Origin of the sequence: Candidatus Methanocrinis alkalitolerans, assembly GCF_029167205.1 — an archaeon.
Taxonomy (GTDB): domain Archaea; phylum Halobacteriota; class Methanosarcinia; order Methanotrichales; family Methanotrichaceae; genus Methanocrinis; species Methanocrinis alkalitolerans.
Map to the genome: position 1 here is coordinate 52,260 of NZ_JARFPL010000004.1, position 23,504 is coordinate 75,763.

Annotated in this window: 24 protein-coding genes and 1 pseudogene; 13 read left to right on the forward strand and 12 right to left on the reverse strand. The window is 58.9% G+C overall.

Features of this window, described 5'->3' with window-relative positions; translation table 11 throughout:
* The first annotated feature begins 453 nt into the window (after positions 1–453).
* The 4 genes from nrdD to P0O24_RS02010 all read left to right on the forward strand — a co-directional run bounded on the left by nrdD (position 454) and on the right by P0O24_RS02010 (position 6,032).
* Positions 454–2,667 (forward strand): anaerobic ribonucleoside-triphosphate reductase, encoded by a 2,214-nt coding sequence (nrdD, locus tag P0O24_RS01995; protein WP_316968064.1) that lies wholly within the window; start codon positions 454–456, stop codon positions 2,665–2,667.
* Between the two features lie 147 nt (positions 2,668–2,814).
* A complete protein-coding gene (locus P0O24_RS02000) occupies positions 2,815–2,991 on the forward strand; it encodes a 4Fe-4S binding protein (RefSeq protein WP_316968065.1) in 177 nt (58 codons plus the stop codon).
* 181 nt (positions 2,992–3,172) lie between these two features.
* Positions 3,173–3,382 (forward strand): hypothetical protein, encoded by a 210-nt coding sequence (locus tag P0O24_RS02005; protein WP_316968066.1) that lies wholly within the window; start codon positions 3,173–3,175, stop codon positions 3,380–3,382.
* Between the two features lie 16 nt (positions 3,383–3,398).
* A complete protein-coding gene (locus P0O24_RS02010) occupies positions 3,399–6,032 on the forward strand; it encodes a UPF0182 family membrane protein (RefSeq protein ID WP_316968067.1) in 2,634 nt (877 codons plus the stop codon).
* 1 nt (position 6,033) lies between these two features.
* Here P0O24_RS02010 and P0O24_RS02015 read toward each other — a convergent pair whose 3' ends face one another.
* Positions 6,034–6,723 carry a DUF116 domain-containing protein gene (locus P0O24_RS02015; RefSeq protein WP_316968068.1) on the reverse strand — a complete coding sequence of 230 codons (690 nt, stop codon included), beginning with the start codon at positions 6,721–6,723 and terminating at the stop codon, positions 6,034–6,036.
* 127 nt (positions 6,724–6,850) lie between these two features.
* Between P0O24_RS02015 and P0O24_RS02020 the strand changes: the two genes are divergently transcribed.
* The 4 genes from P0O24_RS02020 to P0O24_RS02035 are packed head-to-tail and all read left to right on the forward strand — an operon-like array spanning position 6,851 to position 10,297.
* Entirely contained in the window at positions 6,851–7,306 is a 456-nt protein-coding gene (locus P0O24_RS02020) for a 30S ribosomal protein S15 (RefSeq protein WP_316968069.1), read from the forward strand.
* Positions 7,303–8,595, forward strand: a complete 1,293-nt coding sequence (locus P0O24_RS02025; protein ID WP_316968070.1) for a DHH family phosphoesterase — start codon at positions 7,303–7,305, stop codon at positions 8,593–8,595. The genes P0O24_RS02020 and P0O24_RS02025 overlap by 4 nt, the downstream gene beginning before the upstream one ends.
* Entirely contained in the window at positions 8,592–8,813 is a 222-nt protein-coding gene (locus tag P0O24_RS02030) for a KEOPS complex subunit Pcc1 (protein ID WP_316968071.1), read from the forward strand. Before P0O24_RS02025 ends, P0O24_RS02030 begins: the two co-directional genes overlap by 4 nt.
* Positions 8,810–10,297: a serine--tRNA ligase gene (locus tag P0O24_RS02035; protein ID WP_316968072.1), complete on the forward strand. Its 1,488-nt coding sequence runs from the start codon at positions 8,810–8,812 to the stop codon at positions 10,295–10,297. The genes P0O24_RS02030 and P0O24_RS02035 overlap by 4 nt, the downstream gene beginning before the upstream one ends.
* 242 nt (positions 10,298–10,539) lie before the next feature.
* Here the strand turns inward: P0O24_RS02035 and P0O24_RS02040 are convergent.
* Positions 10,540–10,854: pseudogene (locus tag P0O24_RS02040) on the reverse strand (SWIM zinc finger family protein); the annotation flags it as partial.
* A gap of 116 nt (positions 10,855–10,970) precedes the next feature.
* Between P0O24_RS02040 and P0O24_RS02045 the strand changes: the two are divergent.
* The gene (locus P0O24_RS02045; protein WP_316968073.1) at positions 10,971–11,870 is read left to right on the forward strand and encodes a radical SAM protein; all 900 of its coding nucleotides are present in this window, start codon (positions 10,971–10,973) and stop codon (positions 11,868–11,870) included.
* Between the two features lie 40 nt (positions 11,871–11,910).
* Here P0O24_RS02045 and P0O24_RS02050 read toward each other — a convergent pair whose 3' ends face one another.
* Positions 11,911–12,117, reverse strand: coding sequence for a DUF2281 domain-containing protein (locus P0O24_RS02050; RefSeq protein ID WP_316968074.1), 207 nt, complete (start codon positions 12,115–12,117; stop codon positions 11,911–11,913).
* Between the two features lie 44 nt (positions 12,118–12,161).
* Between P0O24_RS02050 and P0O24_RS02055 the strand changes: the two genes are divergently transcribed.
* Both P0O24_RS02055 and P0O24_RS02060 read left to right on the forward strand, forming a co-directional pair.
* Positions 12,162–12,752, forward strand: coding sequence for a type ISP restriction/modification enzyme (locus P0O24_RS02055; protein ID WP_316968075.1), 591 nt, complete (start codon positions 12,162–12,164; stop codon positions 12,750–12,752).
* Positions 12,753–12,823: 71 nt separating this feature from the next.
* Positions 12,824–13,426 carry a metal-dependent hydrolase gene (locus P0O24_RS02060; protein WP_316968076.1) on the forward strand — a complete coding sequence of 201 codons (603 nt, stop codon included), beginning with the start codon at positions 12,824–12,826 and terminating at the stop codon, positions 13,424–13,426.
* 337 nt (positions 13,427–13,763) lie between these two features.
* Here the strand turns inward: P0O24_RS02060 and P0O24_RS02065 are convergent, their stop codons facing one another.
* Together P0O24_RS02065 and P0O24_RS02070 are read right to left on the reverse strand one after the other, a co-directional pair.
* The gene (locus tag P0O24_RS02065) at positions 13,764–13,937 is read right to left on the reverse strand and encodes a hypothetical protein (RefSeq protein ID WP_316968077.1); all 174 of its coding nucleotides are present in this window, start codon (positions 13,935–13,937) and stop codon (positions 13,764–13,766) included.
* Positions 13,938–14,054: 117 nt separating this feature from the next.
* Positions 14,055–14,252 (reverse strand): hypothetical protein, encoded by a 198-nt coding sequence (locus P0O24_RS02070; protein ID WP_316968078.1) that lies wholly within the window; start codon positions 14,250–14,252, stop codon positions 14,055–14,057.
* Positions 14,253–14,799: 547 nt separating this feature from the next.
* Between P0O24_RS02070 and P0O24_RS02075 the strand changes: the two genes are divergently transcribed.
* On the forward strand, positions 14,800–15,747 hold the full coding sequence (locus P0O24_RS02075) for a hypothetical protein (RefSeq protein ID WP_316968079.1): 948 nt from the start codon (positions 14,800–14,802) through the stop codon (positions 15,745–15,747).
* A gap of 433 nt (positions 15,748–16,180) precedes the next feature.
* Here P0O24_RS02075 and ribC read toward each other — a convergent pair whose 3' ends face one another.
* Together ribC and P0O24_RS02085 are read right to left on the reverse strand one after the other, a co-directional pair.
* Positions 16,181–16,642, reverse strand: a complete 462-nt coding sequence (gene ribC / locus P0O24_RS02080; RefSeq protein WP_316968080.1) for a riboflavin synthase — start codon at positions 16,640–16,642, stop codon at positions 16,181–16,183.
* A 108-nt stretch (positions 16,643–16,750) separates the two neighbouring features.
* Positions 16,751–18,586 (reverse strand): adenosylcobalamin-dependent ribonucleoside-diphosphate reductase, encoded by a 1,836-nt coding sequence (locus P0O24_RS02085; RefSeq protein WP_316968081.1) that lies wholly within the window; start codon positions 18,584–18,586, stop codon positions 16,751–16,753.
* A 189-nt stretch (positions 18,587–18,775) separates the two neighbouring features.
* Here P0O24_RS02085 and P0O24_RS02090 point away from each other — a divergent pair, with 189 nt between their 5' ends.
* Positions 18,776–19,561: an ATP-binding protein gene (locus tag P0O24_RS02090; protein ID WP_316968100.1), complete on the forward strand. Its 786-nt coding sequence runs from the start codon at positions 18,776–18,778 to the stop codon at positions 19,559–19,561.
* A 73-nt stretch (positions 19,562–19,634) separates the two neighbouring features.
* Here P0O24_RS02090 and P0O24_RS02095 read toward each other — a convergent pair whose 3' ends face one another.
* The 5 genes from P0O24_RS02095 to P0O24_RS02115 all read right to left on the reverse strand — a co-directional run bounded on the left by P0O24_RS02095 (position 19,635) and on the right by P0O24_RS02115 (position 23,153).
* Positions 19,635–19,859, reverse strand: coding sequence for a type II toxin-antitoxin system HicA family toxin (locus P0O24_RS02095; protein WP_316968082.1), 225 nt, complete (start codon positions 19,857–19,859; stop codon positions 19,635–19,637).
* Positions 19,852–20,085 carry a type II toxin-antitoxin system HicB family antitoxin gene (locus P0O24_RS02100; protein ID WP_316968083.1) on the reverse strand — a complete coding sequence of 78 codons (234 nt, stop codon included), beginning with the start codon at positions 20,083–20,085 and terminating at the stop codon, positions 19,852–19,854. The genes P0O24_RS02095 and P0O24_RS02100 overlap by 8 nt, the downstream gene beginning before the upstream one ends.
* Before the next feature lie 21 nt (positions 20,086–20,106).
* A complete protein-coding gene (locus P0O24_RS02105) occupies positions 20,107–20,403 on the reverse strand; it encodes a DUF2283 domain-containing protein (RefSeq protein WP_316968084.1) in 297 nt (98 codons plus the stop codon).
* Positions 20,404–20,763: 360 nt separating this feature from the next.
* Positions 20,764–21,756, reverse strand: a complete 993-nt coding sequence (gene purM, locus P0O24_RS02110) for a phosphoribosylformylglycinamidine cyclo-ligase (RefSeq protein ID WP_316968085.1) — start codon at positions 21,754–21,756, stop codon at positions 20,764–20,766.
* Positions 21,753–23,153, reverse strand: coding sequence for an aspartate kinase (locus P0O24_RS02115; protein WP_316968086.1), 1,401 nt, complete (start codon positions 23,151–23,153; stop codon positions 21,753–21,755). Before P0O24_RS02115 ends, purM begins: the two co-directional genes overlap by 4 nt.
* Positions 23,154–23,504: the final 351 nt, after the last annotated feature.

Below are 23,504 nucleotides of genomic sequence, written 5' to 3' on the forward strand. Positions count from 1 at the left end.
CCATTTCAATCAAAAATAGCGGAAGATATCCAGTCCGGGATTCGCGATCGGTCGAGAGGTGATCTATTCACCAACGACCCTCCGATAGAAGGTCGCGGTGGGCTATGCGACCGAAATATCAGGGTTTTATGGGCTAAAACCCCGAATAGACCTCCATTTCCCGACGCTTTAAATATCGATGAAGAGTAGCGATGAGGCCTCAGCGAGGGGTCCGAGTCGAGGGAGAACTTATATTATAATTTTAGTCCCTATTGGGCGAAGGGGTTATAAATTTCGGGCCCTTACCATTGGGGGTGAAGACTGGAGCGGGAGGGGGTACCATAAACTCGCCACGCCTTCCGTCCCATCCGCCTTCTCACTAATCCCGTGGGGGTTTCGTCTTTGAGCCGGAAGGTTAACGGACATAAAACGCAGCAGCAAACGCTGGTAGGTTCCCTTCTATCGGAGATGCCGATGGTCAGGACCACCGACGGCCACCTGATGAGGTGGAACAAGGATGCCGTGATAAACCAGCTCCTGAGGGAGACGAAGCTCTCCGAGCAGTTCTACCGGATCCCCGGCATCTCCGAGGAGGAGGCTAGAGAGATCGCCCGGGAGGTGGAGCGGCGGATAAGATGGATGGACGTCAAGTTCCTCTCCGGCCCCCTGGTGAGGGAGATCGTCAACGTCATCCTCATCGAGCGCCACCACCTGGAGTGGAGGAACATCTGCACGCGGGTCGGTACCCCGGTCTACGACGCCCACCTCATCGACGTCGGCTCCGGCTTTGAGGCCCATGAGAACGCAAACCTCCAGGAGAACGCCGAGACGAGCCACAAGAAGAAGGCAGACAAGATCTCAAAGGAGCAGTACCTCCTCCTGATACCGCCCTACCTCTCGGACCACCACCTCGCCGGCGACCTCCACATCCACGACCTGGAGTACTTCGGAACCCGCCCCTTCTGCCAGGACTGGGACCTTCGATACTTCTTCTACTACGGCCTCATGCCCGACGGCTCGGGAACGAAGGCCTCCGTCGCGGGCCCCGCGAAGAAGCCGGAGGTGGCGATGCTCCACGCCGTCAAGGCCCTCGCCTCCGCCCAGACGAACTTCGCCGGAGGGCAGGGTTTCTACAACTTCTTAACCTTCCTCGCCCCCTATCTCGAAGGGCTCGATTACTCCGAGATCTGCCAGCTGATGCAGATGTTCGTCTACGAGATGACCCAGATGATGGTCGCCCGGGGCGGCCAGGTCGTCTTCTCCTCCGTCCAGCTCAGCCCCGGGGTCCCCAGGCTCTGGAGGGACAAGCCCGTCGTCTACAAGGGGAAGGTATGGGACGGCGGCTCCGCCCCCCTCAAGACCTACGGCGAGTTCGAGAAGGAGGTCCGCCTCGGCTTCAAGGCGTTGATGGAGGTGATGCTGGAGGGGGACTACTGGGGCAAGCCCTTCAACTTCCCCAAGCCCGAGATCTCCATCGAGCCGGACTTCATGGCCGAGGACGACGAGTTCAACGCCGCTCACCCGGACCTCCCGACGTACCGGGACCTCTACCTTCTCACCTTCAAGCTCGCCTCCAAGTTCGGAACCCCCTACTACGACAACCAGCTTCCTGCATACAGGGGCGCCGGGAAGGGGATCAGCTGCTATCAATGCTGTGCGTATCAGTTCGCCGCCACCTTCGAGAGCGACGCGGACTTCGACGAGAAGCTCTGCTTCAGGGACGGGATGCACTTCTCAATGGGCTCCTGGCAGGTCGTCTCCCTCAACTGCCCCCGGGCCGCCTACCTCGCCCGGGGCGACGACGACCTCCTCTTCGAGTACCTCCGGGGTCTGATGGACACCGCCGTCGATATCTTCAAGGTCAAACGGGAGTGGATGAACCAGGTGATCAAGAACCGGAGGATGCCGTTTGCCACCCAGAGGCCGAAGGACCCCAATACGGGCAAGAAGGGGACGGTGGCCGTCGACCTGGAGGGGCTCGTCTACACCATCGGGGTCGTCGGCGTCAACGAGATGGTCCAGTTCCATACCGGCTCCCAGATGCACCAGTCGAAGGAGGCATGGAAGCTGGCGGTGAGGGCGATGACGGAGATGGAGGTCTACGCCAAGGAGCTCTCCCGCCGCCACGGCATGACCATCGCCCTCGCCAGGACCCCGGCGGAGACCGTCGTCCAGAGGTTCGCCGTCTCCGACCTCCTTCACGAGGAGTTTCGAGACTGCGCCAAGAGGGTGGTCAAGGGCGATCTGGATACCGCCATGACCAGGATCCAGGCGACCCGGGATCTCCCCGTATACTACACCAACGGGACCCACGTCCCCCCGTCCCTGGACGTATCGATCTACCAGAGGGCGAGGCTGGAGCACGTCTTCTTCCCCATAGTCGACGGCGGGAACATATTCCACATATTCCTCGGAGAGTCGGCTCCGGATCCCGAAGGGCTGATGGACTTCGCCATGAACCTCGCAAGAACCACCCAGATCGGCTACTTCGCCTTCACCCGGGACATGACCGTCTGCCTCAGCTGCTTCTGCGTATCACCCGGCCTCAAAGAGGAGTGCCCACGGTGCGGTTCCGACCATCTGGAACACCTCTCTCGGGTCACTGGCTACCTCCAGTCGGTGAGCGGATGGAACGAGGCGAAGAAGCAGGAGCTCAAGGACAGGAACAGGTACTCCGACCTCAGCTGAAGTCCCGGCCTCAGCCAGAGACGTCCTCTCCCACCAGGGAGGGCACGTTCTACCTTATTTATGATATCGATGCCCTTAACGAAAGTTATATATCGTATATCCCAGACTCTAAATTTGCCTAATTTGGCGACTTTGGAGGAATTTGTAATGCCGGCAGTAGTCAACAGAGATGAGTGTGTAAGTTGCGGGACCTGTGTCGAGGAGTGCCCCGAAGAAGCGATCACCATGGACGACGAAGAAATAGCAGTGGTGAACGCCGACAAGTGTACCGATTGCGGAACCTGCGTCGAGGCTTGCCCCTCAGAGGCGATCACCCTCGAGTAAGCTCAACCTATTTTAAAATTTTTCTCAAGCTCTGCAGGAGCCCTCTCGTCGCTCCCGCTGCCTTCTTGGCCTCTCCAAGTCGGGGCCGTTCCTTTTGTTTCTTCGTTTCTCTTTCGATCCTGCTGCAACCCTTGGATCCTATCAACGAAAGCTATTTATCCGGACCTGCCTGCCCTTTAATATGACAATTCCGGCAGCATTGGAGGAGTTCTCGATGATGGAGGTGGCGCGGCAAGGGGGATTTGTGGCTTTTGCCCCATCTTCGACGAGATGGCCTCTGGCTGCGAGGACGAGATCAACGCCGTCGGCGGAGCAGGACGCGGAACGCATCATCTCGCCTCCCGCAAGCAGGAAGATGAGAAGCCTGGCCGAGATGGCCGATAGTCTGTAATTTTAGAGGTGTTTTTATGAGGTTTGAACGCGGGGTCTTTCTGGCCCTTATGCTTTTTCTGGTCTTTTCAGGTCAGATTGCCTATATCCTGACGGAATGGCGGTGGTTTGCGACCCTAGATTACTCCAGCGTTTATGAAACCATGATAACGACGAGGATCGCCCTCTTCCTCGTCGCGACCATTGCCTTCGGTGCGGTGAGCCTCGCCAACCTGAGGCTGATCGGGAACAGGCCGAGGCACCTATCATGGGCCGTGGTCCTGATATCGATATTCTTCGGACTTGTGGCTCAGCAGGGGTGGGAGAGGGTTCTTTTGGCCCTGAACGCCCAGCCCTTCGGGGTGGCTGACCCTCTATTCGGGATGGACATAGGGTTCTTCGTCTTCACCCTGCCCTTCCTCTGGTCCTTTTGGTATGCGATCTTCTTTGTGGTCATGGTCAACCTGGCTATAACCGCCGGAGCTTACCTCTACCTCCACGCCGACCGGCTGATCTTCGACCCGGCGGAGAGGGATTATGCCGAGATAGCCAGGTCGATCCCCGAAAGGGCTTTCGGCCACATCGGAGCCCTCCTGGGGATCCTGGCGCTCCTATTCTCCCTCCGGTACCTCCTGGACAGGTACGAGATCCTCTACTCCGGCGGAGGCGTCGTCTTCGGCGCGGGTTACGCCGACGTTTACGCGCGCCTCCCCTTCCTCTACGTCTTCGCTGCCGTGGCGCTCTTCGCCGCCGTCCTCCTCTTCCTCTTCGCCGCAGGGAAGAGGTCGTCGAAGATCCCCCTGGCGATCGCTGTTCTGGTGGTGGGGGCTGGCGCCGCGGGGACGATATACCCTCTTGTCATCCAGCAGTACAGCGTATCCCCAAACGAGCTATCTCTGGAGCGGCCGTTCATAGCCCACAACATCAACTACACCCTCCAGGCCTACGGCCTCGACAACATCGAGGTGAGGGACTTTCCCGTCGACTACAACCTCACCGGCGCTGATATCAGGAGAAACGCCGAGACGGTCGATAACATCAGGATCTGGGACTGGAGACCGCTCCTCACCACCTACAAGCAGCTGCAGGAGATACGCCTCTATTACGAGTTTATGGACGTAGACGTCGACAGGTACGAGATAGACGGGAAGAAGAGGCAGGTGATGCTCTCGGCTAGAGAGATATCCACCGATCGCCTTCCTGAGCAGGCGAAGACCTGGCAGAACCTCCACCTCTTCTACACCCACGGCTACGGGATCGCCATGAGCCCCGTAAACGCGGCGACGGCCGAAGGGCTTCCGGAGTTCTTCATAAAGAACCTGCCGCCGGAGTCGATCCTCGGCGATATAACGAGGCCCGAGATCTACTACGGTGAGGGGAGGATGGATTACGTCATCGTCAACACCAACGTCCTGGAATTCGACTATCCCATGGGGGACCAGAACGTCTACACCACCTACGCCGGGACCGGCGGCGTCCTCCTCGACCCGTTGATGAAGCTCCTCATGGCCTACAGGCATATGAGCCCCAAGATCCTCCTCAGCAACGAGCTGACCCGTGAGAGCAGGATCATGATCCACAGGAACATTCTGGAGAGGGCGAGGACCGTCGCCCCCTTCCTCGCCTACGACAGGGACCCCTACATAGTCCTGGAGGGCGGCCGTCTCTTCTGGATCATCGACGCCTACACCATATCCGACCGCTACCCGTACTCGGAGCCGACGGGGCGGTTCAACTATATCAGAAACTCGGTGAAGGTCGCCGTCGACGCCTACAACGGGACGGTCTATTACTACGTCGTCGAGGACGATCCCATCGTAAAAGCCTACGAGGCGATATTCCCCGACCTCTTCCAGCCCATCGGCTCGATGCCGGAGGGGCTTATGGCCCACATGAGGTATCCCGTCGACCTCTTCAGCATCCAGGCCGGGATCTACCAGAACTACCACATGACCGACCCCCAGATATTCTACAACAAAGAGGACGCCTGGGAGACGCCGATGGAGATATACCAGGGTGGGCGGCAGCCGGTGGAGCCCTACTACGTCATCATGAAGATCCCCGAGAGCGAGTTCGGCGAGGAGTTCATGCTGATCCAGCCCTTCACCCCGAGGTCTAGGAACAACATGATCGCCTGGATGTCGGCCATCTGCGACCAGCCGAACTACGGCGATATCCTGGTCTATCGGTTCCCCAAGGATCAGCTCGTCTTCGGGCCGATGCAGATCGAGGCGAGGATCGACCAGTCCACCGAGATCTCCGAGCAGCTGACGCTCTGGGACCAGATGGGGTCCACAGTCATCAGGGGCAACCTCTTGGTGATACCGATAGATAACAGCCTCCTCTACGTCGAGCCCCTCTACCTCCGGGCGGATATCGGGGAGCTTCCGGAGCTGCGGAGGGTCGTCGTATCCTACGGCAACAGGCTGGTGATGGAGGAGACGCTGGAGGCGGCCCTCGGCCAGATCTTCGACCTCGCCCCCGAGGTCCAACGAACGGCGACGGAGATCGAGAGGGACGAGCTGTCCAGCGAGGAGCTGATAGTCAGGGCAGGATCGCACTATCGGGCGGCGCAAGAGGAGCTTCGGGCCGGGAACTGGGCCGAGTACGGCGAGGAGATCGAACGGCTTGGAGAGGTGATCCGAGCTCTGGAGGAGAGGTCAAGAGGCTGAATTATCGTGCCGGCTCATCATCATGGGCCGGTCCGGACCTCTCCCCATCGGATATCGTCTCGTAGAACCGGTCCCATTCGAGCTTCGTCGATATGCAGCCGGAGGTGAGGAGAGGGACCCCGATGGCGGGTATATCGTACCTGTGGCAGAGGTCGACCCCCTCTTTTATCTCCATGATGCAGCCGACGCCGACGATCGCCCCAGGCCTGTACTTCTTGATCATCCTCTTAATCACCCCCGAGCCCGGGGCGACGAAGAACCTGTATCCGAGCCCTTCGGCGTAGGCCTTGGCGGCACCGATGCCGCATTTGCCGCAGTTGATGCAAAGTAACCCTTCTGGGGTGAGCTTCGCCGGGCAGTCGATGGACCGGAGACACTGGGGCATGAAGATCGCCCTATCCTCCCGGGGGACTTTCCGGAACTTCTCCTGGTTGATGTAGTTACGGAGCTTCACCCCCACCTCGTCGACGATGGCGTCGTCGGCACCGAAGGTCCTGAATATCGCCTTTATCAGGCTCTCCAGCAGGGATACGAAGGTGAGCATGATCCGCGCCATGAAGAAGTGGCCGGTCTTGAAGGAGTAGGCGATGAGGACCGCCCCGACTAAGGCGGCGGCTAGGACCGCCAGCGCGGCGACGAAGACCGCCTTTCCCAGGATGTAGAAGAGGGGGTCCATGAACGGGGGGAGCATGGTCGGAGATGGAGACGTAGAATATATAAGGGCCTCCATCCTGGAGGGCGCAACCTTTTTATCGCTTGGTAGGCTGGGATGCTTACCTTCGCCTTTATCTGACTTGAGATTATAATGAGGATTTGATATGGCCAGAATGCACACCAGAAGAAAGGGGTCCTCGAGGTCGAGGCCGCCTTTTAGATCGACGCCACCCGAGTGGTGCGACATGAACAAGGAGGAGCTGGGAAAGCACGTTCTCAGGCTTTACGGGAACGGCATCTCACCCACCATGATCGGGCTCACCCTTCGAGACCAGTACGGGGTGCCCAGCGTCAAGCCGATCCTGGGGACGAAGCTCACCAGGTACCTGAGGGATAACGCCGAGGTGCCGGAGATTCCCGAGGACCTCGCAAACCTGATGCGAAAGGCGATCGGCATGAGAAAACACCTCGCCAGCAACAAGAAGGACATCCACAACAGAAGGTGGCTGCAGCTCACCGAGAACAAGATCAGACGTCTTGCAAAGTACTATCGCGGTACCGGACTGCTGCCTGCGAACTGGCAGTACAAGCCAGAGACCGCTGAGATGCTCATCACATGAAACGGCTGGAGAAGCTGGCAAAGGCCGCGGCCAGCTCCCTCTTGCAGTGTGATTGCGCTAGGGTCATATCCCACAACGACGCCGACGGGATCGCCTCGGCGGGCCTGATCTGCACCGCCCTCCAGAGGGCGGATATACCCTTTCACGCCTCCCTCGTCAGCAGGCTCGACCCTTCGGTCGTCGACGCCCTCGAGCCACCGGTGGTTTTCTGCGACATGGGGAGCGGAAAGCCCGATCTCGTATCGCGGATAGAGGGGGAGGTCTTCGTCTTCGACCACCACACCCCCGTGGGTGACCTCGACTGCTTCCACGTCAACCCTCACCTGGTGGGGGTGGACGGCGCCTTCGAGATCTCCGCCTCCGGCACCGTATACACCGTCGTCCGGGAGATGGGAGATAACGTCGACCTCGCGGGGCTCGCCCTGGTGGGGGCCCTAGGCGACCGGCAGATGATGATGGGGGCGAACCGGACGATTCTGGAGGAGGCGGCGAACTCTGGGGTGGTGGAGGTCCGCCCAGGCCTCAAGATGGACGACGGCCCCCTGGAGTCCGTCCTGGCGACAGCCCTCGACCCCCTTCTGGATACCACCGGCGATGTTGAGAAGACGAGGGCTTTTCTCGAAGAGGTGGGGGTCGCAGGCGAGCTTCCCAAACTTGGGCGTAAGGAGCTATCCCGCCTCTCGACGGCTCTCGTCCTGAAGGTGTTGATGCAGGGGTCCTTCGCCGCTGATTCTGTGGTGGGGGAGACGATCCGGCTGAAGAGGGAGGTCGTCGAGAACGCCTTCGAGCTGATGTGGATCTTGAACTCCTGCGGCAAGATGGAGGAGGCGGGGCGCGCCCTGACCCTCTGCATGAGGGATCGGTCCTTCCTGGCGGACTGCATAAATATCGACCACGATTACAGGGCGAAGACCCTCTCGGAGGTCCGGCAGGTGGAAGAGAGGCTGAAGGAGACGGAGAACCTCAGGTACGCCATCCTCGACGATATGGATGCTGCGGGGGTCGTCTCCGGCCTCTGCGTCCGTTACCTTTACGCCGACAAGCCGATGGTCATATTGAACAGGTCCGAGGGGATCGTCAAGGTATCTGCCCGGGGGAACAGGCTTCTCGTATTCTGCGGCCTCGACCTCTCCGTCGCCCTCAAGGAGGGGGCGAAGAAGGTGGGCGGGAACGGCGGCGGCCACAGCGTCGCCAGCGGCGCCTCCGTCCCCCTGGGTACTGAGGAGGAGTTCATGAAGATCGTCGATGAGGTGGTGGCAAGGCAGCTCGCCGGAGGGAGGAAGGGATGATCCGGGCGAGGCTCCGGTTTGAGGGGGATGGCGCGGAGGCGGTCGCCCGTTCCCTCGACCCCGACAACCTGCCGGGGATGGTCGTCAAAGTCGGGGTCGGCGAGTTCGAGGTGGTGTTCTCCGCCGAGAGGGCGGGGACGGTCCTCGCCACCGCCGATGACCTGATCACGAACGTCAAGATTGCAGAAGATCTTTTGAATCGAGAGGTGGGGACGTGAAGTTTCATTTGGAGGCGAGCTACAGGCTCAGCGCCGACGCGAAAGGCGCCGAAGGGGACGTCCGGGAGTTCTTAGAGAGCTCCGCCGACCTTTTGAAGAAAGGGGCGGCCGAGGGGAAGGGGGCGCGGGTCCTGGGATGGGACCTCGACGATGGGGAGATATCCGTCGTCATCGAGAGCGACCGGTACGTCCGGGCCCACGACGCCGTCCTCCGGCTCCGAAGGCCCCTCGCGGAGCTTCTGGGAAAGAAGCACAGGATCGGGGTCAGGGGCATCGAGGTCAACAAGTACGAGATCGAGGTCGAATCGGAGACTTCCATCGACCACAAGATTCCCCACGTCCGGGAGATGGTCCACCGGGACGGGACGTTGACCCTCTCTCTGGAGGTCGACGAGGCGGACCTCCGAAACCAGGTCCCCGACAGGATAGTGAGCCTCCTGGACGAGAAGATCGCATCCCAGGGTTACGGCGGCAAGGCGGAGCACTGGGAGCTCCTCTGGGAGAGCCCGCAGCGGCCGGCGAAGTTCGAGAAAGACCCCACCGAGGAGATGGTGGGCAGGGGGTGGATCAAGCACGGGGCGAGCCGGGGGCAGTGGATCTACGGCCCCGAGGGGACCCACCTCTTCCGGGCCTTCGAGAGGATCGTCCTCGAGGAGATGATAGGCCCCCTGGGCTACCGAGAGATGATCTTTCCCAAGCTCGTCACCTGGGACGTCTGGAAGAAGAGCGGCCACGCCATGGGCGTATACCCCGAGATCTACTACGTCTGTCCCCCCAAGACCCGGGACCCCGAGTTCTGGGCCGAGGTGATGGACCACTACAAGGTGACCCGGGAGGTCCCCGTGGAACTCATCAAGGAGAAGATCGACAACCCCATCGGCGGGATGTGCTACGCCCAGTGCCCCCCATCCTGGGTATTCTTCCAGGGGAGAACCCTTCCCAGTGATGACCTCCCCATCAAGATCTTCGACCGGTCGGGGACGAGCCACCGCTACGAGAGCGGTGGGATTCACGGGATCGAGAGGGTCGACGAGTTCCACAGGATCGAGATCGTCTGGATGGGGACCCAGGAGCAGGTGAAGGAAGAGGCCGAAAAGCTCAAAGACTGCTACAGGAGGATCTTCGAGGAGATCCTGGAGCTTCGGTGGCGGATGGCGTGGGTGACGCCGTGGTTCATGGCCCAGGAGGGCAAGACCGGCCTTGCGGAGATGACTGGGGCCGGGACCGTCGACTACGAGGCCTTGCTCCCCTACAACGGCGACTGGATCGAGTTTCAGAACCTCTCCATAAACGGCGACAAGTACCCGAGGGGGTTCAACGTCAAGGCCCAGTCCGGCGACCCCCTATGGAGCGGCTGCTCCGGCGTCGGCCTGGAGCGGTGGGCGAGCGCCTTCCTCGCCCAGAAGGGTCTGGACCCCGAGAACTGGCCGGAGGCGTTCCGGGATAGGTTCGGGGAGATGCCGAAGGGGATCAGGTTCCTCTGATCCCCTTTTCGACGTCGTTCCTTCTCTACGAATAGGTCGGGGTCGGCATCGAGGAACCCTTCTTTCAGTCCCCGGACCTCTCTATCGAGGTCGCCGAGGTCTCCGGTGAGAAGATGCCTGAGCTTCGGCTCGGCGCGCATGATCCCCTGTAGGAGGGTGACGAGTTCCCTCTTGGACTTCTTCTCAAGGATTCGGATCGTCTCGTCGAGGGAGTCGACCTCGGGGTCATCGGCTAGGTGGTAGAGGAGGGCGGCGAGGTGCTTACAGTTGCCGTAGGTGTCGAAGTAGGGGCAGGAGCAGAAAAGGATCATCCTTTCCGGGTCGACCTCGACGGCGTAGCTGGCGGTCCCGTGGACCTTCGCCCGGACGACGCCGTCAGCGATGATGGGGTCGTCGACCCGATCCTCCTCGAAGTACCTCCAGCCTCTCTCCAGGATCTTCTCTTCGAAGAGCCCTTCGAAATCCTCTCTCTTAAGCTGTCTCGTCTTCATGATCATCTCCCGGTGCGGATCTCCGTCTGACCAATATTTTGACGTATTACCGATTACGCTCTCCATATTTCCGGCTTTCTTTTGGCGAGGGTGAGTCGGGAGGTAAAAAATAGACCACCGCCAAAAGTATTTACCATCAGAGATGAAGTAAATTCAAGAGACCGATTTTGAGGTGATCCCCCTTGGCGAGCTACAACCAGATGCCCCAAGAGACCTTGCGGGAGCGGGCCGAGGCTGCCCTCGACAGTCTCGAAAGCTGCGACATATGCCCTCGGGCCTGCGGAGTGAACCGGCTGGCGGGGGAGGTGGGGTACTGCCGCAGCGGACGGCTCGCCCGGGTATCGAGCTTCACCCCCCACTTCGGCGAGGAGGCGCCCCTCGTCGGGACCCGCGGCTCGGGGACGATATTCATGACCGGCTGCAACCTCCGATGCGTCTTTTGCCAGAACTACGATATCAGCCATCTGGGGGAAGGGCGGGAGGTCTCGCCGGCGAAGCTCGCCGAGATGATGATCTGCCTCCAGGAAGGCGGCTGCCACAACATCAACTTCGTCACCCCCACCCACTTCGTCCCGCAGATCCTGGAGGCGCTCTGCGAGGCGGCGGCGATGGGCCTCTTGGTACCCCTGGTCTACAACTCCGGGGGGTACGACTCCGTCGAGACCCTCCGGCTCCTCGACGGGATCTTCGACATATACATGCCTGACGCCAAGTACGGGACCGACTCGGCCGCAAAAAAGTACTCTGACGCCCCCGACTACACGAGGATCATGAAGGCGGCGATCCGAGAGATGCACCGGCAGGTCGGCCCCCTGGAGGTCGACGACGACGGGGTCGCCATCCAGGGGCTCCTCGTCCGCCACCTGGTCCTGCCTGAGAACCTGGCCGGGACCGCCGAGGTCGTCCGTTTTTTGGCCGAGGAGGTCTCACCGGAGACCTACCTCAATGTCATGGCCCAGTACCACCCCTGCTACAAGGCCTACAGCTATCCGGAATTGAGCCGGCCGATCACCCTGCGGGAGTACGCCGAGGCGGTCGGCCTCGCTCGAGCGGCGGGGCTGGATCGAGGGATTGGGATCTGAAGAGCATCAAACCATCAAAAGCGGGTTTCTGCTGGTAGGGTCAGTCGCCCCACCATTCGAGAGACTTCTTTTGAATATCAAGTGATGAATACTGGTTGCGAAACTCCCGGAGGCCCCCTGCCCAGGTCAGACGGAGCTTCTTTCGTCTCGGCTTCGCCTTCTTCTCCACCAGGAACCGGGCGAAATCCTTGACCTCTTGCTGGAGGTCTGGTGGGAGCTTTTCCATCAGCTCTTCTATGCTCTCCATCAACTCAACTTTGGCTCTGAAGAGGTATATAATTATCCTGGAATGTGGCCGTTTGGCGCAGGATAGACGGGGGGGTAGACCGTGAGGCGACCTTCGGGCCGGAGGACGTCTTCGACTACATCTACGCCGTCTTCCACTCGCCGAGCTATCGGGAGAGGTACGCCGAGTTTCTGAAGATCGACTTCCCGAGGGTGCCCCTGACGTCTGACCTTTCGAAGTTCCGCCGGCTGGTGAAGCTCGGCGGCGAGCTGGTGGGGCTCCATCTCCTCGAATCTCCCCTTCTGGGGCAGCCTACCACCCGCTATCCCGTCGTCGGGGACAACCGGGTGGAGAAGGGCCGCCCGAAATATTTCGCGCCGGGGGAGACGGAGCCGGGATCGAAAGATGGGGCCGTCCTTGAGGCGGGTCGGGTCTACATCAACAAGAGCCAGTACTTCGAGGGCGTCCCTCCCGAGGTCTGGGAGCATCAGGTAGGCGGCTACCAGGTCTGCGATAAGTGGCTGAAGGACCGGAGGGGAAGGCAGCTCTCCTACGACGAACTGACACACTACCAGAGGATAATCGTCGCCCTGAAGGAGACGATCCGGCTGATGGAGGAGGTCGATTCGGCCATCGGCGAGTGGCCCCTGGAGTGAGTTCGCGCTTTTCCGGCGGAGGGAAAGGGTAAAATCTCCGCCGGTCGTCGCTTCCGACCTGAAGGGGTGAGTTGGATGGAGATCTTCGGGCCGGAGATATCGGAGGAGGGACGGTTTTTGGGTCGGGGGCGGCGGCCCTGAACTACGACGAGCACGTCCTGGCGGGCATTTTAACGTACCCGATAGCGATCTTCCTTCTGGCGGCTCTGGACTTATACCTCGGCTTCCCCATCGATCTGACCTTCATGGCGATGTCCCTCGGCTACGTCTTCTACGTCATCGGCTCGGACCTGCCGGACATAGACCATCCCGAGGCCCTCATCCACAGGGTGATCAAGCCCTTCGTCGCCGTCGCCGTCGGGATATCGGCCTTCAAGAACCTGGGTCTCGTCTTCACGTTGACCCCGTACCCGATCATCAACCTCTCCCTCGCCTGGTTTGGAGCGGCTATCGCCGCCGTCGTCGGCTGGAACCTCTTCCGGGTCCTGATGCCAGACCACCGGGGCGTCGTCCACTCCTCGGTCTTCGCCGCCGTCTACGCCCTCATCGCCTTCGCCATCGTCCGGTTCGGCTTCGAGGCGGCACCCGGCGAGGCGCTCTTCATCGCCCTCGCCTCCTTTTTAGGCTACAACCTCCACCTCCTCCTGGACCGGGGAGGCAACCTCTTCAGATGATCCGGCCGGAAAGGGAGATATGATATTGTTCCGGTGATATCTCCGGAGAGTTCTGCTCAAGATAACACCCCTGCCCGAGAGTCATCGTCGTCCTCGTATCGATAGGCGGCCTCTGGCGTCCCAAGCCCGGCTGCGTCGTCGCCCTGGTATTTCTATCGATCCTCGTCATCAGCCCCCTTCGGCTCCTTTGCGGTCTTATAGATAGCTCGAAAAAAGGGGGATGCCAGAGACGCCTGAGATATCAGGGATGCCTGGCGGTCCTCGAATCGAAGTTCTGGGGATCTGGCAGGTCCGGACGGGGCCGGCCTTGTCAGCGTCAGGGGCGAGCATCAGACGGTCATTTGCCCATAAGAGGAACTCTGCATTCCGGACATTTTATCGAACGGCAGTTCACGCCAGCGGTCTTCTCGATCTCAAAGCCGCACCGAGGGCAGACGCAGGCACTGGGATTGTTGTTCTTCCGCTTGTTTGCCTTGTTTCTCCCCGATCCCTGAGTCGATTGGTCAGGCATATCGACTATCCTCCTTTTATCGGCTATCTGTTGGCGTTATCGGATATTTATTCTATTCGATATAACCCCTCAATAGCGTCGGGGCTTCAAGGAGGCTGCCGGGACGGACGGAAGAATTCACGAAGAGGATGTCATCAGACGGATGCGCTTTTGGAGAGTTTTGGATATCTCTCCGTCAGTCGCCATCCCCCCTCCCGGGGGGGCGAGGGTCCGGCCACCGATCCCCAGGGCCTTGATCTTCTCGCCGGGGGAGAAGGGGCTGAACTCGTACTCCACCAGGTCCAGGTCCCCGCCCCGGATCTTCAGCTTGGGCATGTAAGGGGCCTCCGGGCGCTTCTGCCGACAATCGAGCTTCCTCTGGCCATATTCTCCTAAGGTTGCGGTCAAAGTATATTCTCTTGGCGGGGATAGGGGACGCCTTCGTCCGGGGATGAAGATGACCTAGACGCGGACGGCGAGGAGGATCAAGGTATTGCAGAGAAGGTGATCGCGAGGATGAGGATAATCGGGGCCGGAAGGGCCGGGCAAGGCCGCGGCGCGAGGAAGATCAGGGCCGCCTCCGGGTCGGTGAATTGTAAGCGTTTGGGTGCATCGGTGCGAGGTCTCTTGGATTCAAATCGATCTATGCTCCAATCATGTACGATAATATACAATAATAAGCGGTGGAGAGCGGTTTTGATTGAAATGGGTTTCGCTGGCAGGAATCGATTTTGATATGGTTAGCAAATGGATCGCTTTGTTTGGAAAATCAATTAATATCCTCTCGAAAAGATAAATTTTACGAGTATCTGAATTATCCTCAGAATCTATAAATATATGTGTTCCACAAAAGATCACCACTGAGGTTCTTGGAGACGAATCGATGGACAAAAGAAAAACAACTCTATTGGACAACTTCGATATCAATCAGCTTATTAAGACGGCAAAAACTGCATTAGAGAATGGCATTTTCAATTTAAAAGAAAAATACAATATAAAAGATATAATACTTGAAGATAATTATTTATTAGTTCATTACATTCCTAAAGTCGATAATAAAATCGCTATATATTCAGATATATGCCAAATAATGGCATTTATAAACGGGTTTATTGGCGAAGAACTAAAAGTAATTAAGGTTTACTCTATTGGTGTAGAAGCAGTAATAATCGGTCAGCCTTCTCGTGACAATATCTATATTGTTTCGACTATAGATGTCGTAAAGGAGATTGGCAGAGGAAATATTGTCCATTGGCTTAAGAATTCAATCGTTAATGAGCCGATTTCAACTCAAAAAGAAGTTTTATTGCTGGTAGAAGGTCCGACAGAGATTAGCGCGTACCCAATATTATTTAAATCCATGGGATATCCGATGATTGCGCATAGAATCCATCTATATCCATATTCAGAACAAAATTTAAAATCAGTCTTATCAATGCTCATATATAAAGAAATTTATTTCTATCTAGTGTGCGATATTGATAAATCTATGGATATAATAGACTTAGATAGGGCAGGTTATTTTAAATTTGGAGGTTATCATATCCTCAAAAATGGAGAATTTGAAGATTATGTAGAATCGGACACATTAGTTCAAATTCTAGAAAAAATAGACCCAGGAATAGGCATTGATGCTAAATATATTGATGAAAATAGAGCTAGAGGCAAAGCGACATCTAAGATTATTGACGACTATTACTACAGATTTGGCAATGAACATGTATTTCCTGGAAAACCCATATTAGGCAAAGAAATTGCACAATTTTGGGCTAAAAATAATATCCCACCAGAAATTAGAAGTATCATCCTTAATACTATGAATATTGCTTAACTAGTGAGATTCTTAGGGGTTAACGGCCTATGCTCGCTTAAATAAATACACGTATTCTCATCAACGCATCCGAGATCTTTGCCAAATCTGATCCGATAGAGAAATATTAGGCCTTTTTTGAGCTGAGTTTTAGAGTTCCAGTCATTTGTCATCGGTTAAGGGTATTTTGATAGTTTTCTATGTAAAGAGTTATTCTTTTCATTATTAAATTATATTTCAATATACCCTATGCCATGAAAAACGACGCGATGAATACCCTGTGTGTGATATCTAAACGTGGGAATCAGCAGGCGATTTAGATAAATTTTTAATTGTTTGTCTTAGAGAACCGCTATCGGCGGGCAATTCAATGCGGTTGTTTGGCTTAACCGATGACCAATGGAGTTCCAGTCTGCACAGTTATCATTTCTTAAAATTTCAGGGCTTAATGCCTTCAGTACCCCACCCGCCCCGCGTCCTCGAACCCCTCCCGCTGGCCGGTCCCCGCCTCCCGGGTGAGCCTCTCGGGGTAGTAGAGGAGCTTGATGACGTTCTGCGCATGCTCGCGGGTCCGCCGCTCGGCGAGGGTGGCTAGCTCTTTCTCGGATTCGGCCTCGTCCTCGTGGATGAAGACCTCGATTATGTGGGTGTTCGTCATAAGCTGCGCCATGATCAGCCCCGTCGAGGCCTCGTGGGCGCAGGTCTTGTCGATCGGCTTTGGCCCCGGCATCCCCAGGGCCATCACCAGGTCGCAGCCTCGCTCCTCGATCAGGATCTTGGCGGCTACCGGGAGGTCCTTGACCCCGGGGACGGTATAGCGAACGATCTCGGCGGAGCAGCCCCGCTTCAGCTCCTTGATGGCGGCCCTGGCCATGTCGTACCGGGCAAAGTTGGTGTCGGCGATCCCGATCTTCATGTTTGGAGGATGGATCTTCGGGGGTTTAAGGCTTATCGGAGGTTCTGTTGGCGGGAAAGGGAGGGAGGGAGGGGTCGGAGGTCAGGGGGGTCAGGGGTGGCGCGCCCTTCAGTCGCAGATCCGGCAGCCGAGGCCGCGGGGATCGGTATCCGCTATGGCCCCTCTCCCCACCCCCAGGTGGAGGAGCTGGTCTCGCGAGCCATACCGGTAGACGGTGATCCCTTTACAGCCGAGCTCGTCGGCGAGGGTGAAGATCTCCATGACCTCCTCGACGGTCGCCTCCGGGGGGAGGTTGACGGTCTTGGAGACGCCGTTGTCGGTGAACCTCTGGAAGGCCGCCTGGATTTTGACGTGCTGGGCCGGTGCGACCTCCATCGCCGTGACGAACAATTCCCGCAGGTCGTCGGGGACTCCTGGGGCCCCGGCCAGGGTCCCCCGCGCCGCGACGTGGCGGATCAGGCCGTCGGTGTAAAGCCCCCTATCTTTCGCCATCCTCTCGAAGAGGGGGCTAGTCGCCACCATCTCGTCGCCGAGGAGGTCCCGGGAGTAGGATAGGCCGAAGAGGGGCTCGATCCCCGGGCTCGTCCCGGCGATGAGGCTGATCGACCCCGTCGGCGCGACCGTGGTGACGGTGGCGTTTCTCATGGCGTCGCAGTCGAGGCTGCTCTCCTCCAGGAGCGGGAAGGAACCGCGCTCCTCGCCGAGGTGGCAAGACTCGTCCCTGGCGACGGCGGCGATGAATTTCATCGTCTCCTCCGCCGTCCTGACGGCCTCTTCTGAGGCGTAGGATATGCCCAGCTCGATGAGCATCTCGGCAAAGCCCATCACCCCCAGGCCGATCTTCCTGCTCTTCAGGGTCGCCTCCCGGATCCTCCGGAGGGGGAATCGGTTCACCTCGATGACGTCGTCCAAAAAGCGGATGGCGAGGCGGGCCGTTCCTTCGAGGCCGTCCCAGTCGACCTCGCCCCCTCCGGCGAAGCGGGAGAGGTTGACAGAGCCGAGGTTGCAGGACTCGTAGGGGAGAAGCGGCTGCTCGCCGCAGGGGTTTGTCGCCTCGATCGTCCCGGGGAGGGGGTGGGAGTCGTTGATCCTGTCGAGGAAGAGGACCCCGGGGTCGCCCCGCCTCCAGGCGTTGGCGGCGACCTCCCGGAGGAGGCCGGCGGCGTCGATCGTCTCTGCCACCTGGCAGGTCCTGGGGTTTCTGAGGTTGAAGTCCTTCCCCGACCGGGCTTTGGCCATCAGGTCGCGGCTGGCCCCCACCGAGAGGTTGAAGTTCTGAAGCCTTCCAGGCCTCTCCTTGGCGCGGACGAAGTCGAGGATGTCGGGGTGGTCGGCCCGCAGGACCGCCATATTCGCCCCGCGCCTGCGGCCCCCCTGCTTGATCACCTCGGTTGCGGCGTCGAAGACCTCCATGAAGGAGACGGGGCCGCTGGCGACGCCTCCGGTCGCCCTGACGGGGTCGCCCTTCGGCCGCAGGCGAGAGAAGGAGAAGCCCGTACCCCCGCCGCTCTGGTGGATCTTCGCCATCTCCTTCAGGGCGCCGAAGATCCCGTCCATGGAGTCCTCCACCGGGAGGACGAAGCAGGCGGAGAGCTGCCCCAGGGAGAGGCCCGCGTTCATCAGGGTCGGGGAGTTGGGGAGGAAGAGCCCCTCCGTCATGGCGTCCCGATACCTCGATGCAGCTCTCTGGCGATCTCCGCCGAACCTCCCTTCGGCTCTCGCCACGGTCCGGGCGACCCGGCTGAACATCTCCTCGGCGGTCTCGGCGACGTTCCCTGTGAGGTCCCGCCGAAGGTACCTCTTCCTGAGAAGCTCCGGGGCGAAGGGGCCGAGGCCGCTGGCCGGACAATCCGGGGGCCGGGATGTAGAAGGCGTCTCTTTTGCCCCCCCTTCCCGACGGCTCCCTTCAATGTCCCTGCTATCCATCCTTTCTTCGGTATTCATCCCCATCGTCCTTCTTCATCCCCATCGTTCCCCTATTCTCCGATCCGCCCCCGGCCGGCGGCCCATCCAGAAGCGATATAAACTGTGATCCTCCCATATATATCAGGAGATCTGAGCTGGGAAGATCCAAGCCGAGATCCAATCTGAGATGATATTCAACTTCCTGGAGGTCTTACCATCAAGATAGCCATAACTGGAAAGGGGGGCGTCGGGAAGACGACCCTCGCCGGAACCCTAGCCCGCCTCTTCGCCCGGGACGGGTACAACGTCATCGCGATAGACGCAGACCCCGACATGAACCTGGCTTCCGCCCTGGGGGTCGCCAAAAATCCGCGGCCCATCACCGACTACAAGGAGATGGTCCAGGAGAGGGCGAGCGCCGAGTTTGGGATGTTCAAGCTCAACCCCAAAGTAGACGACGTCATCGAGAAGTGCGGCTGCATCGGCCCCGACGGGGTAAAGCTGGCCGTCATGGGGACGATCGACACCGGCGGAAGCGGCTGCATGTGCCCCGAGACCGCCTTCCTGCGGGCGCTCCTCAGACACGTCATCCTCCGGGAGAAGGACCTGGTCATCCTGGACATGGAGGCGGGGATAGAGCACCTGGGACGCGGGACGACGAAGGGGGTCGACGTCATGATCGCCGTCGTGGAGCCGGGCCTTCGTTCCGTCGAGACCCTGGAGAGGATCAAGAAGCTCGCAAAGGACCTGGGGATCGAGAGGGTGATGGCGGTCATCAGCAAGGCCCCCGAGGAGCAGACGAAGATCAAGGAGAAGCTCGCGGAGATGAATGTCCCCGTCCTGGGGACGGTCCCCTTCGACAGAAACTTCATGGAGGCGGACCTCGCCGGAGAGTCGCCCCTGGACGTCGGGGGTCCGGGCATCGATGCGATTAAGGAGATTAAGGTGAAGCTGGAGGAGCTCTTCGGGACGATGGCTAAGGAGGCGGCGGAGAAGGGCGAAAAGGCCGCTTAGGCCGCCTCGGAGTTTCTTCCATTTTGCAGTTATCTTTTCTTGATCAGGATGGCTTGAGAACCCAACTGTGGTCCTATAACAGTTCCAAGAGCTCTTCTCTGGTTATGCCCGCCTGCTTCAGGATCTCGTTCAAGACGCCCTTGGGTAGATCCCTTCCGTGGAACGGGACTACCACAGTCTTATTGGTCTGGGGATTGAAGTAGACGTGATGGCTTCCCTTAACCCTCTCCAGTAGGAAGCCGGACCTATCCAGCGCCCTGGCCAGTTTTTCAGGAGAAATGGCGGGCAGCTTAGGCATGGGCCTCAATCGTCAAGGTGCATTCGAGAGTTCCCTCCTCGGTGGGGACCTCTTCGCCCCGGGCTGCGAGGCTTTCGACGTAGGCCTCGATCGCCTCTTTTGCCATCTGGATCGCCTCGTCTATCGTCTCCCCAAAGGTGACGCATCCGGGAAGGGTAGGGACGATGGCGCTGTAACATCCTTCCGGCTCTTTTTTGAGCAGGACTCGATAGCTCAAGGACTTCATTGAGGTTAACTTAGGTCGGTTTTAGTATATATCGGCTCTGGGGCAGGCGGCTCGTATACCGAGTATCGGGTCGTGTCCGGTCCCTTTCGGCGCGGGCCCTTTCTGAGGCGTCGAGGTTTGCAATCCCCACACCATCTCGCCTTTCTCGCACCTGATGATGACGTCGTCCTCGGTGTTGTCGACATGGCTTGACCGTTTGAAGCTGAAGTACAGGACGCCTGCCTCTTCGTCGTAATCGACCCAGAAGATCTTCTTGTGAGGGGTGCCCAGAAGGTGGGGTACAAGCTCGGAGAACCTCTCTAACTCTGCCACCCCCATATCTTCGATCTCCTTTCAAGCTGGTTCTTCTTTCGAGTGATAAATGCCGTAATCAAAAATCCATCCTGTTCAGTGGCTTTTGATGCGACATTAATGCGACATTATTAGGCTCCTCGCTGTTTCATGTGGGTGGATTTAAGGGATCACTAATCCTGTAGCTTGGTCCCAATAACTTCATGACTGCCGGAATTTGGGATGATCTTGAGGTGTATCGCCACCTACTGACCCACGAACAGGAATCCGTGACAAGAATTGGCATGATCTAATCCGCTCACCGCTATCCTGAAGTTACCAACACGGAATAGCGGAGAGCCGATTATAAATATGGAGGCCTCTGAAACTGGCCCCCGTTTTTCCGCCCTACTTCAGCTCCATATCCCCTAGCCGCAGCCCCTCGTCCACGATCTCCCCCACGACCTTCCCGTCGGTCATTTTGAGGACGGTGTCGGCGTCGTCCTCCGGCAGGACGAAGACCCAGCCCATCCCCATGTTGAAGGTCCGGTACATCTCGTCCTCGGCGACCCCCCCCTCCTCCTGGAGGAACCGGAATATCGGCTGGGGCTCCAGGGGGTCAAAGATCTCAAATCCGAAGCCGCTGATCCGGTGGAGCTTGAGAAGGCCGCTACCCGTTATGTGGGCCATCCCGTGGACATCGGCCTTCCTTATTACTTCCAGCGCCTCCATGTAGATCCTCGTAGGCTCTAAGAGGAGCTCGCCGATCGTCTTCTCCGAGCCGGGCATCTTATCGAAGTAGGTGTAGCTAGACTCGGCAACGATCTTTCTAGCGAGGGAGAAGCCGTTGCTGTGAAGGCCGGAGCTTGGAAGCCCCACCACGACGTCGCCTTTTTTTATCTTCTCGCCGGTGATGACTTCCTCTTTTTTGATCATCCCGATGCAGGTTCCCGCGAGGTCGAAGCCCCGGATGATCTCGGGCAGGGAGGCGGTCTCGCCTCCGACGATGCTGAGGTTTGCGATCTGTGCCCCCCTCTCAAGGCCGATGGCGATCGCGGCGGTCATCTCCGGGTCGATCCTCTCCAGGGCGAGGTAGTCGACGAAGGCGAGGGGCTCGGCCCCGATGGCGAGGAGGTCGTTGACGTTCATCGCCATGCAGTCGATCCCCACCGTGTCCCACTTCTTCATGGCGTTTGCGATCAGGACCTTTGATCCGACGCCGTCAGTGGTCATGGCCAGGGCGTACTCGCCCATATCGATGAGCCCGGCGTAGTGGCCGATATCGGTGATGGGGGCGCCGATACCCTTGCGCCTGCCGGTCATCACCCTCTTCATGGCGGAGATCGCCCTCTCCTCCGCCCGGATGTCGACGCCGGAGTCGGCGTATGTCAGCCTCTTCATCTCTTCGCCCCGCTCTCAAGTCCGAACTCCCTGTGGAGCTCCAGGACCGCCCTCTCCGCCTCCCCGGTGCTGACGACGAAGGAGATGTTGTGCTCGCTCGACCCCTGGCTGATCATCAGGACGTTGATCTTCGATCTGCCCATGGCGCCGAAGACCCTCCCGGCGACTCCGGGGGTCCCCACCATGCCGGCCCCCACCACGGCGACGACGGCCACGTCCCTATTTCTTGAGATCTCCCTGACGATAGTCGTCGGAAACTCCGCCCGCAGGGAGATCTCTGCCGCCTCGGCCTGGGGCTCGTCGACGACGACGGATATGTTCGCCTCGCTGGATCCCTGGCTGATCATGATGATGTTCACCCCGGCGTTGGCGAGGGCGGTGAAGGCCCGGGCGGCGATGCCGGGGGTCCCGATCATCCCGGCGCCGGAGATGGTGAGAAGGGCCACGTTCCTCGATAGGGTGACCGCCTTTATGACGTCCTCTTTGGCGGCTCCCTCCTTCACGATAAGGGTGCCGGGGTCCTGGGGGTCGAAGGTGCACTTAACCCTGACGGGGATTCCCTTCCTGATGGCGGGCTCGATCGCCCTGGGGTGGAGGACCTTCGCCCCGAAGTAGGACATCTCCATGGCCTCCCGGTAGGATATTATGGGGATGTTCTTAGCCTCCGAGACGATTCGCGGGTCGGTGGTCAACACCCCTGTAGTATCCTTCCAGAACCATATCTCGTCCGCCCCGATGGCCGCCCCAATGAGGGAGGCCGAGAAGTCCGAGCCGCCTCTGCCCAATGTGGTGATGTTCCCCCTCTCGTCCTCGGCGATGAACCCCGTCACCACCGGGACGCCGTCTAGGGGGGTGAGCCTCGAGGCGAGGAGGTCGTAGGTCTTCTCCAGGGGCTTCCCGTTCCCGTAGTCGCTGTTGGTGATTATCCCCGCCTCGCCCCCGGTGTAGCATCTGGACTTCAGCCCCAGGTCCCTCAGGACGCCGGAGAGGATGGGGGCTGCGAGCCTCTCGCCGTAGCTCGATATCCTGTCGATGGACCTGGGCGATAGCTCCCCCAGGTAGCAGATCCCGATGTAGGCCTTCTCCAGCTCGCCGAGCCTCTGGATGATCACCTCCTTGACCTCTCTTACGATCTCTGGGCCCCTCACCGCCTCCATCAGGGCCTGGATATGCCTTTTGCTCAGCCTGTCTACGAAGGTCACTATCTCTTCAGTCTTCCCTCCATCCGCCGACGCCCTGGCGCACTGGAGGAGGTCGTCGGTTACGCCTCCCAGGGCTGAGGTGACGACGACTATCTCGTTATCTTCGCTGATGCCCTTTACCAGCTCTCCGACGTTTCGAAGCTTCGCCCCGTCGGCGATCGAGGATCCGCCAAACTTCATTACCAAGCGTGCCATCTTGAAAACCCTGTGAAGGTCCCATCTCACCGATATAAGCTTTACTCACCGTTTTATAATAGCGATCGTATATCAGGAATCTTCGCCCCTGGAGTCCTCCAACCACCACCTCCGGGACGCTCTATTCTCTTTTGATTCCTGTTCTCCTTCGACTCCTGTTCTCCTTGTACGCTTGTTCTTCTCCGCCGATCGCCTCCTCCATCTTATATCTCCAGGGTGGGTTTTTTCCCAAACGGCATCAGGTGGCGAAAAATCGATGGTGGCTACCCCTCGAAAGCCGCCATCGACGGCCGAAGGCTTATATAGGTGTACGAAAATGGAACCGAGACTCCAAGATTCAGAGCTTTATCT

Coding starts and splice junctions, on each gene's coding strand:
- P0O24_RS02065 (WP_316968077.1), bottom strand. CDS start 13,937: ATGCCTGACCAATCGACTCAGGGATCGGGGAGAAACAAGGCAAACAAG.
- P0O24_RS02050 (WP_316968074.1), bottom strand. CDS start 12,117: ATGGAGAGCATAGAAGAGCTGATGGAAAAGCTCCCACCAGACCTCCAG.
- P0O24_RS02015 (WP_316968068.1), bottom strand. CDS start 6,723: ATGCTCCCCCCGTTCATGGACCCCCTCTTCTACATCCTGGGAAAGGCG.
- P0O24_RS02115 (WP_316968086.1), bottom strand. CDS start 23,153: ATGGCACGCTTGGTAATGAAGTTTGGCGGATCCTCGATCGCCGACGGG.
- P0O24_RS02105 (WP_316968084.1), bottom strand. CDS start 20,403: ATGGGGGTGGCAGAGTTAGAGAGGTTCTCCGAGCTTGTACCCCACCTT.
- P0O24_RS02005 (WP_316968066.1), top strand. CDS start 3,173: ATGACAATTCCGGCAGCATTGGAGGAGTTCTCGATGATGGAGGTGGCG.
- P0O24_RS02095 (WP_316968082.1), bottom strand. CDS start 19,859: ATGCCTAAGCTGCCCGCCATTTCTCCTGAAAAACTGGCCAGGGCGCTG.
- nrdD (WP_316968064.1), top strand. CDS start 454: ATGGTCAGGACCACCGACGGCCACCTGATGAGGTGGAACAAGGATGCC.
- P0O24_RS02070 (WP_316968078.1), bottom strand. CDS start 14,252: ATGCCCAAGCTGAAGATCCGGGGCGGGGACCTGGACCTGGTGGAGTAC.
- P0O24_RS02075 (WP_316968079.1), top strand. CDS start 14,800: ATGGACAAAAGAAAAACAACTCTATTGGACAACTTCGATATCAATCAG.
- P0O24_RS02010 (WP_316968067.1), top strand. CDS start 3,399: ATGAGGTTTGAACGCGGGGTCTTTCTGGCCCTTATGCTTTTTCTGGTC.
- P0O24_RS02025 (WP_316968070.1), top strand. CDS start 7,303: ATGAAACGGCTGGAGAAGCTGGCAAAGGCCGCGGCCAGCTCCCTCTTG.
- P0O24_RS02030 (WP_316968071.1), top strand. CDS start 8,592: ATGATCCGGGCGAGGCTCCGGTTTGAGGGGGATGGCGCGGAGGCGGTC.
- P0O24_RS02020 (WP_316968069.1), top strand. CDS start 6,851: ATGGCCAGAATGCACACCAGAAGAAAGGGGTCCTCGAGGTCGAGGCCG.
- P0O24_RS02000 (WP_316968065.1), top strand. CDS start 2,815: ATGCCGGCAGTAGTCAACAGAGATGAGTGTGTAAGTTGCGGGACCTGT.
- ribC (WP_316968080.1), bottom strand. CDS start 16,642: ATGAAGATCGGGATCGCCGACACCAACTTTGCCCGGTACGACATGGCC.
- purM (WP_316968085.1), bottom strand. CDS start 21,756: ATGAAGAGGCTGACATACGCCGACTCCGGCGTCGACATCCGGGCGGAG.
- P0O24_RS02085 (WP_316968081.1), bottom strand. CDS start 18,586: ATGAATACCGAAGAAAGGATGGATAGCAGGGACATTGAAGGGAGCCGT.
- P0O24_RS02100 (WP_316968083.1), bottom strand. CDS start 20,085: ATGAAGTCCTTGAGCTATCGAGTCCTGCTCAAAAAAGAGCCGGAAGGA.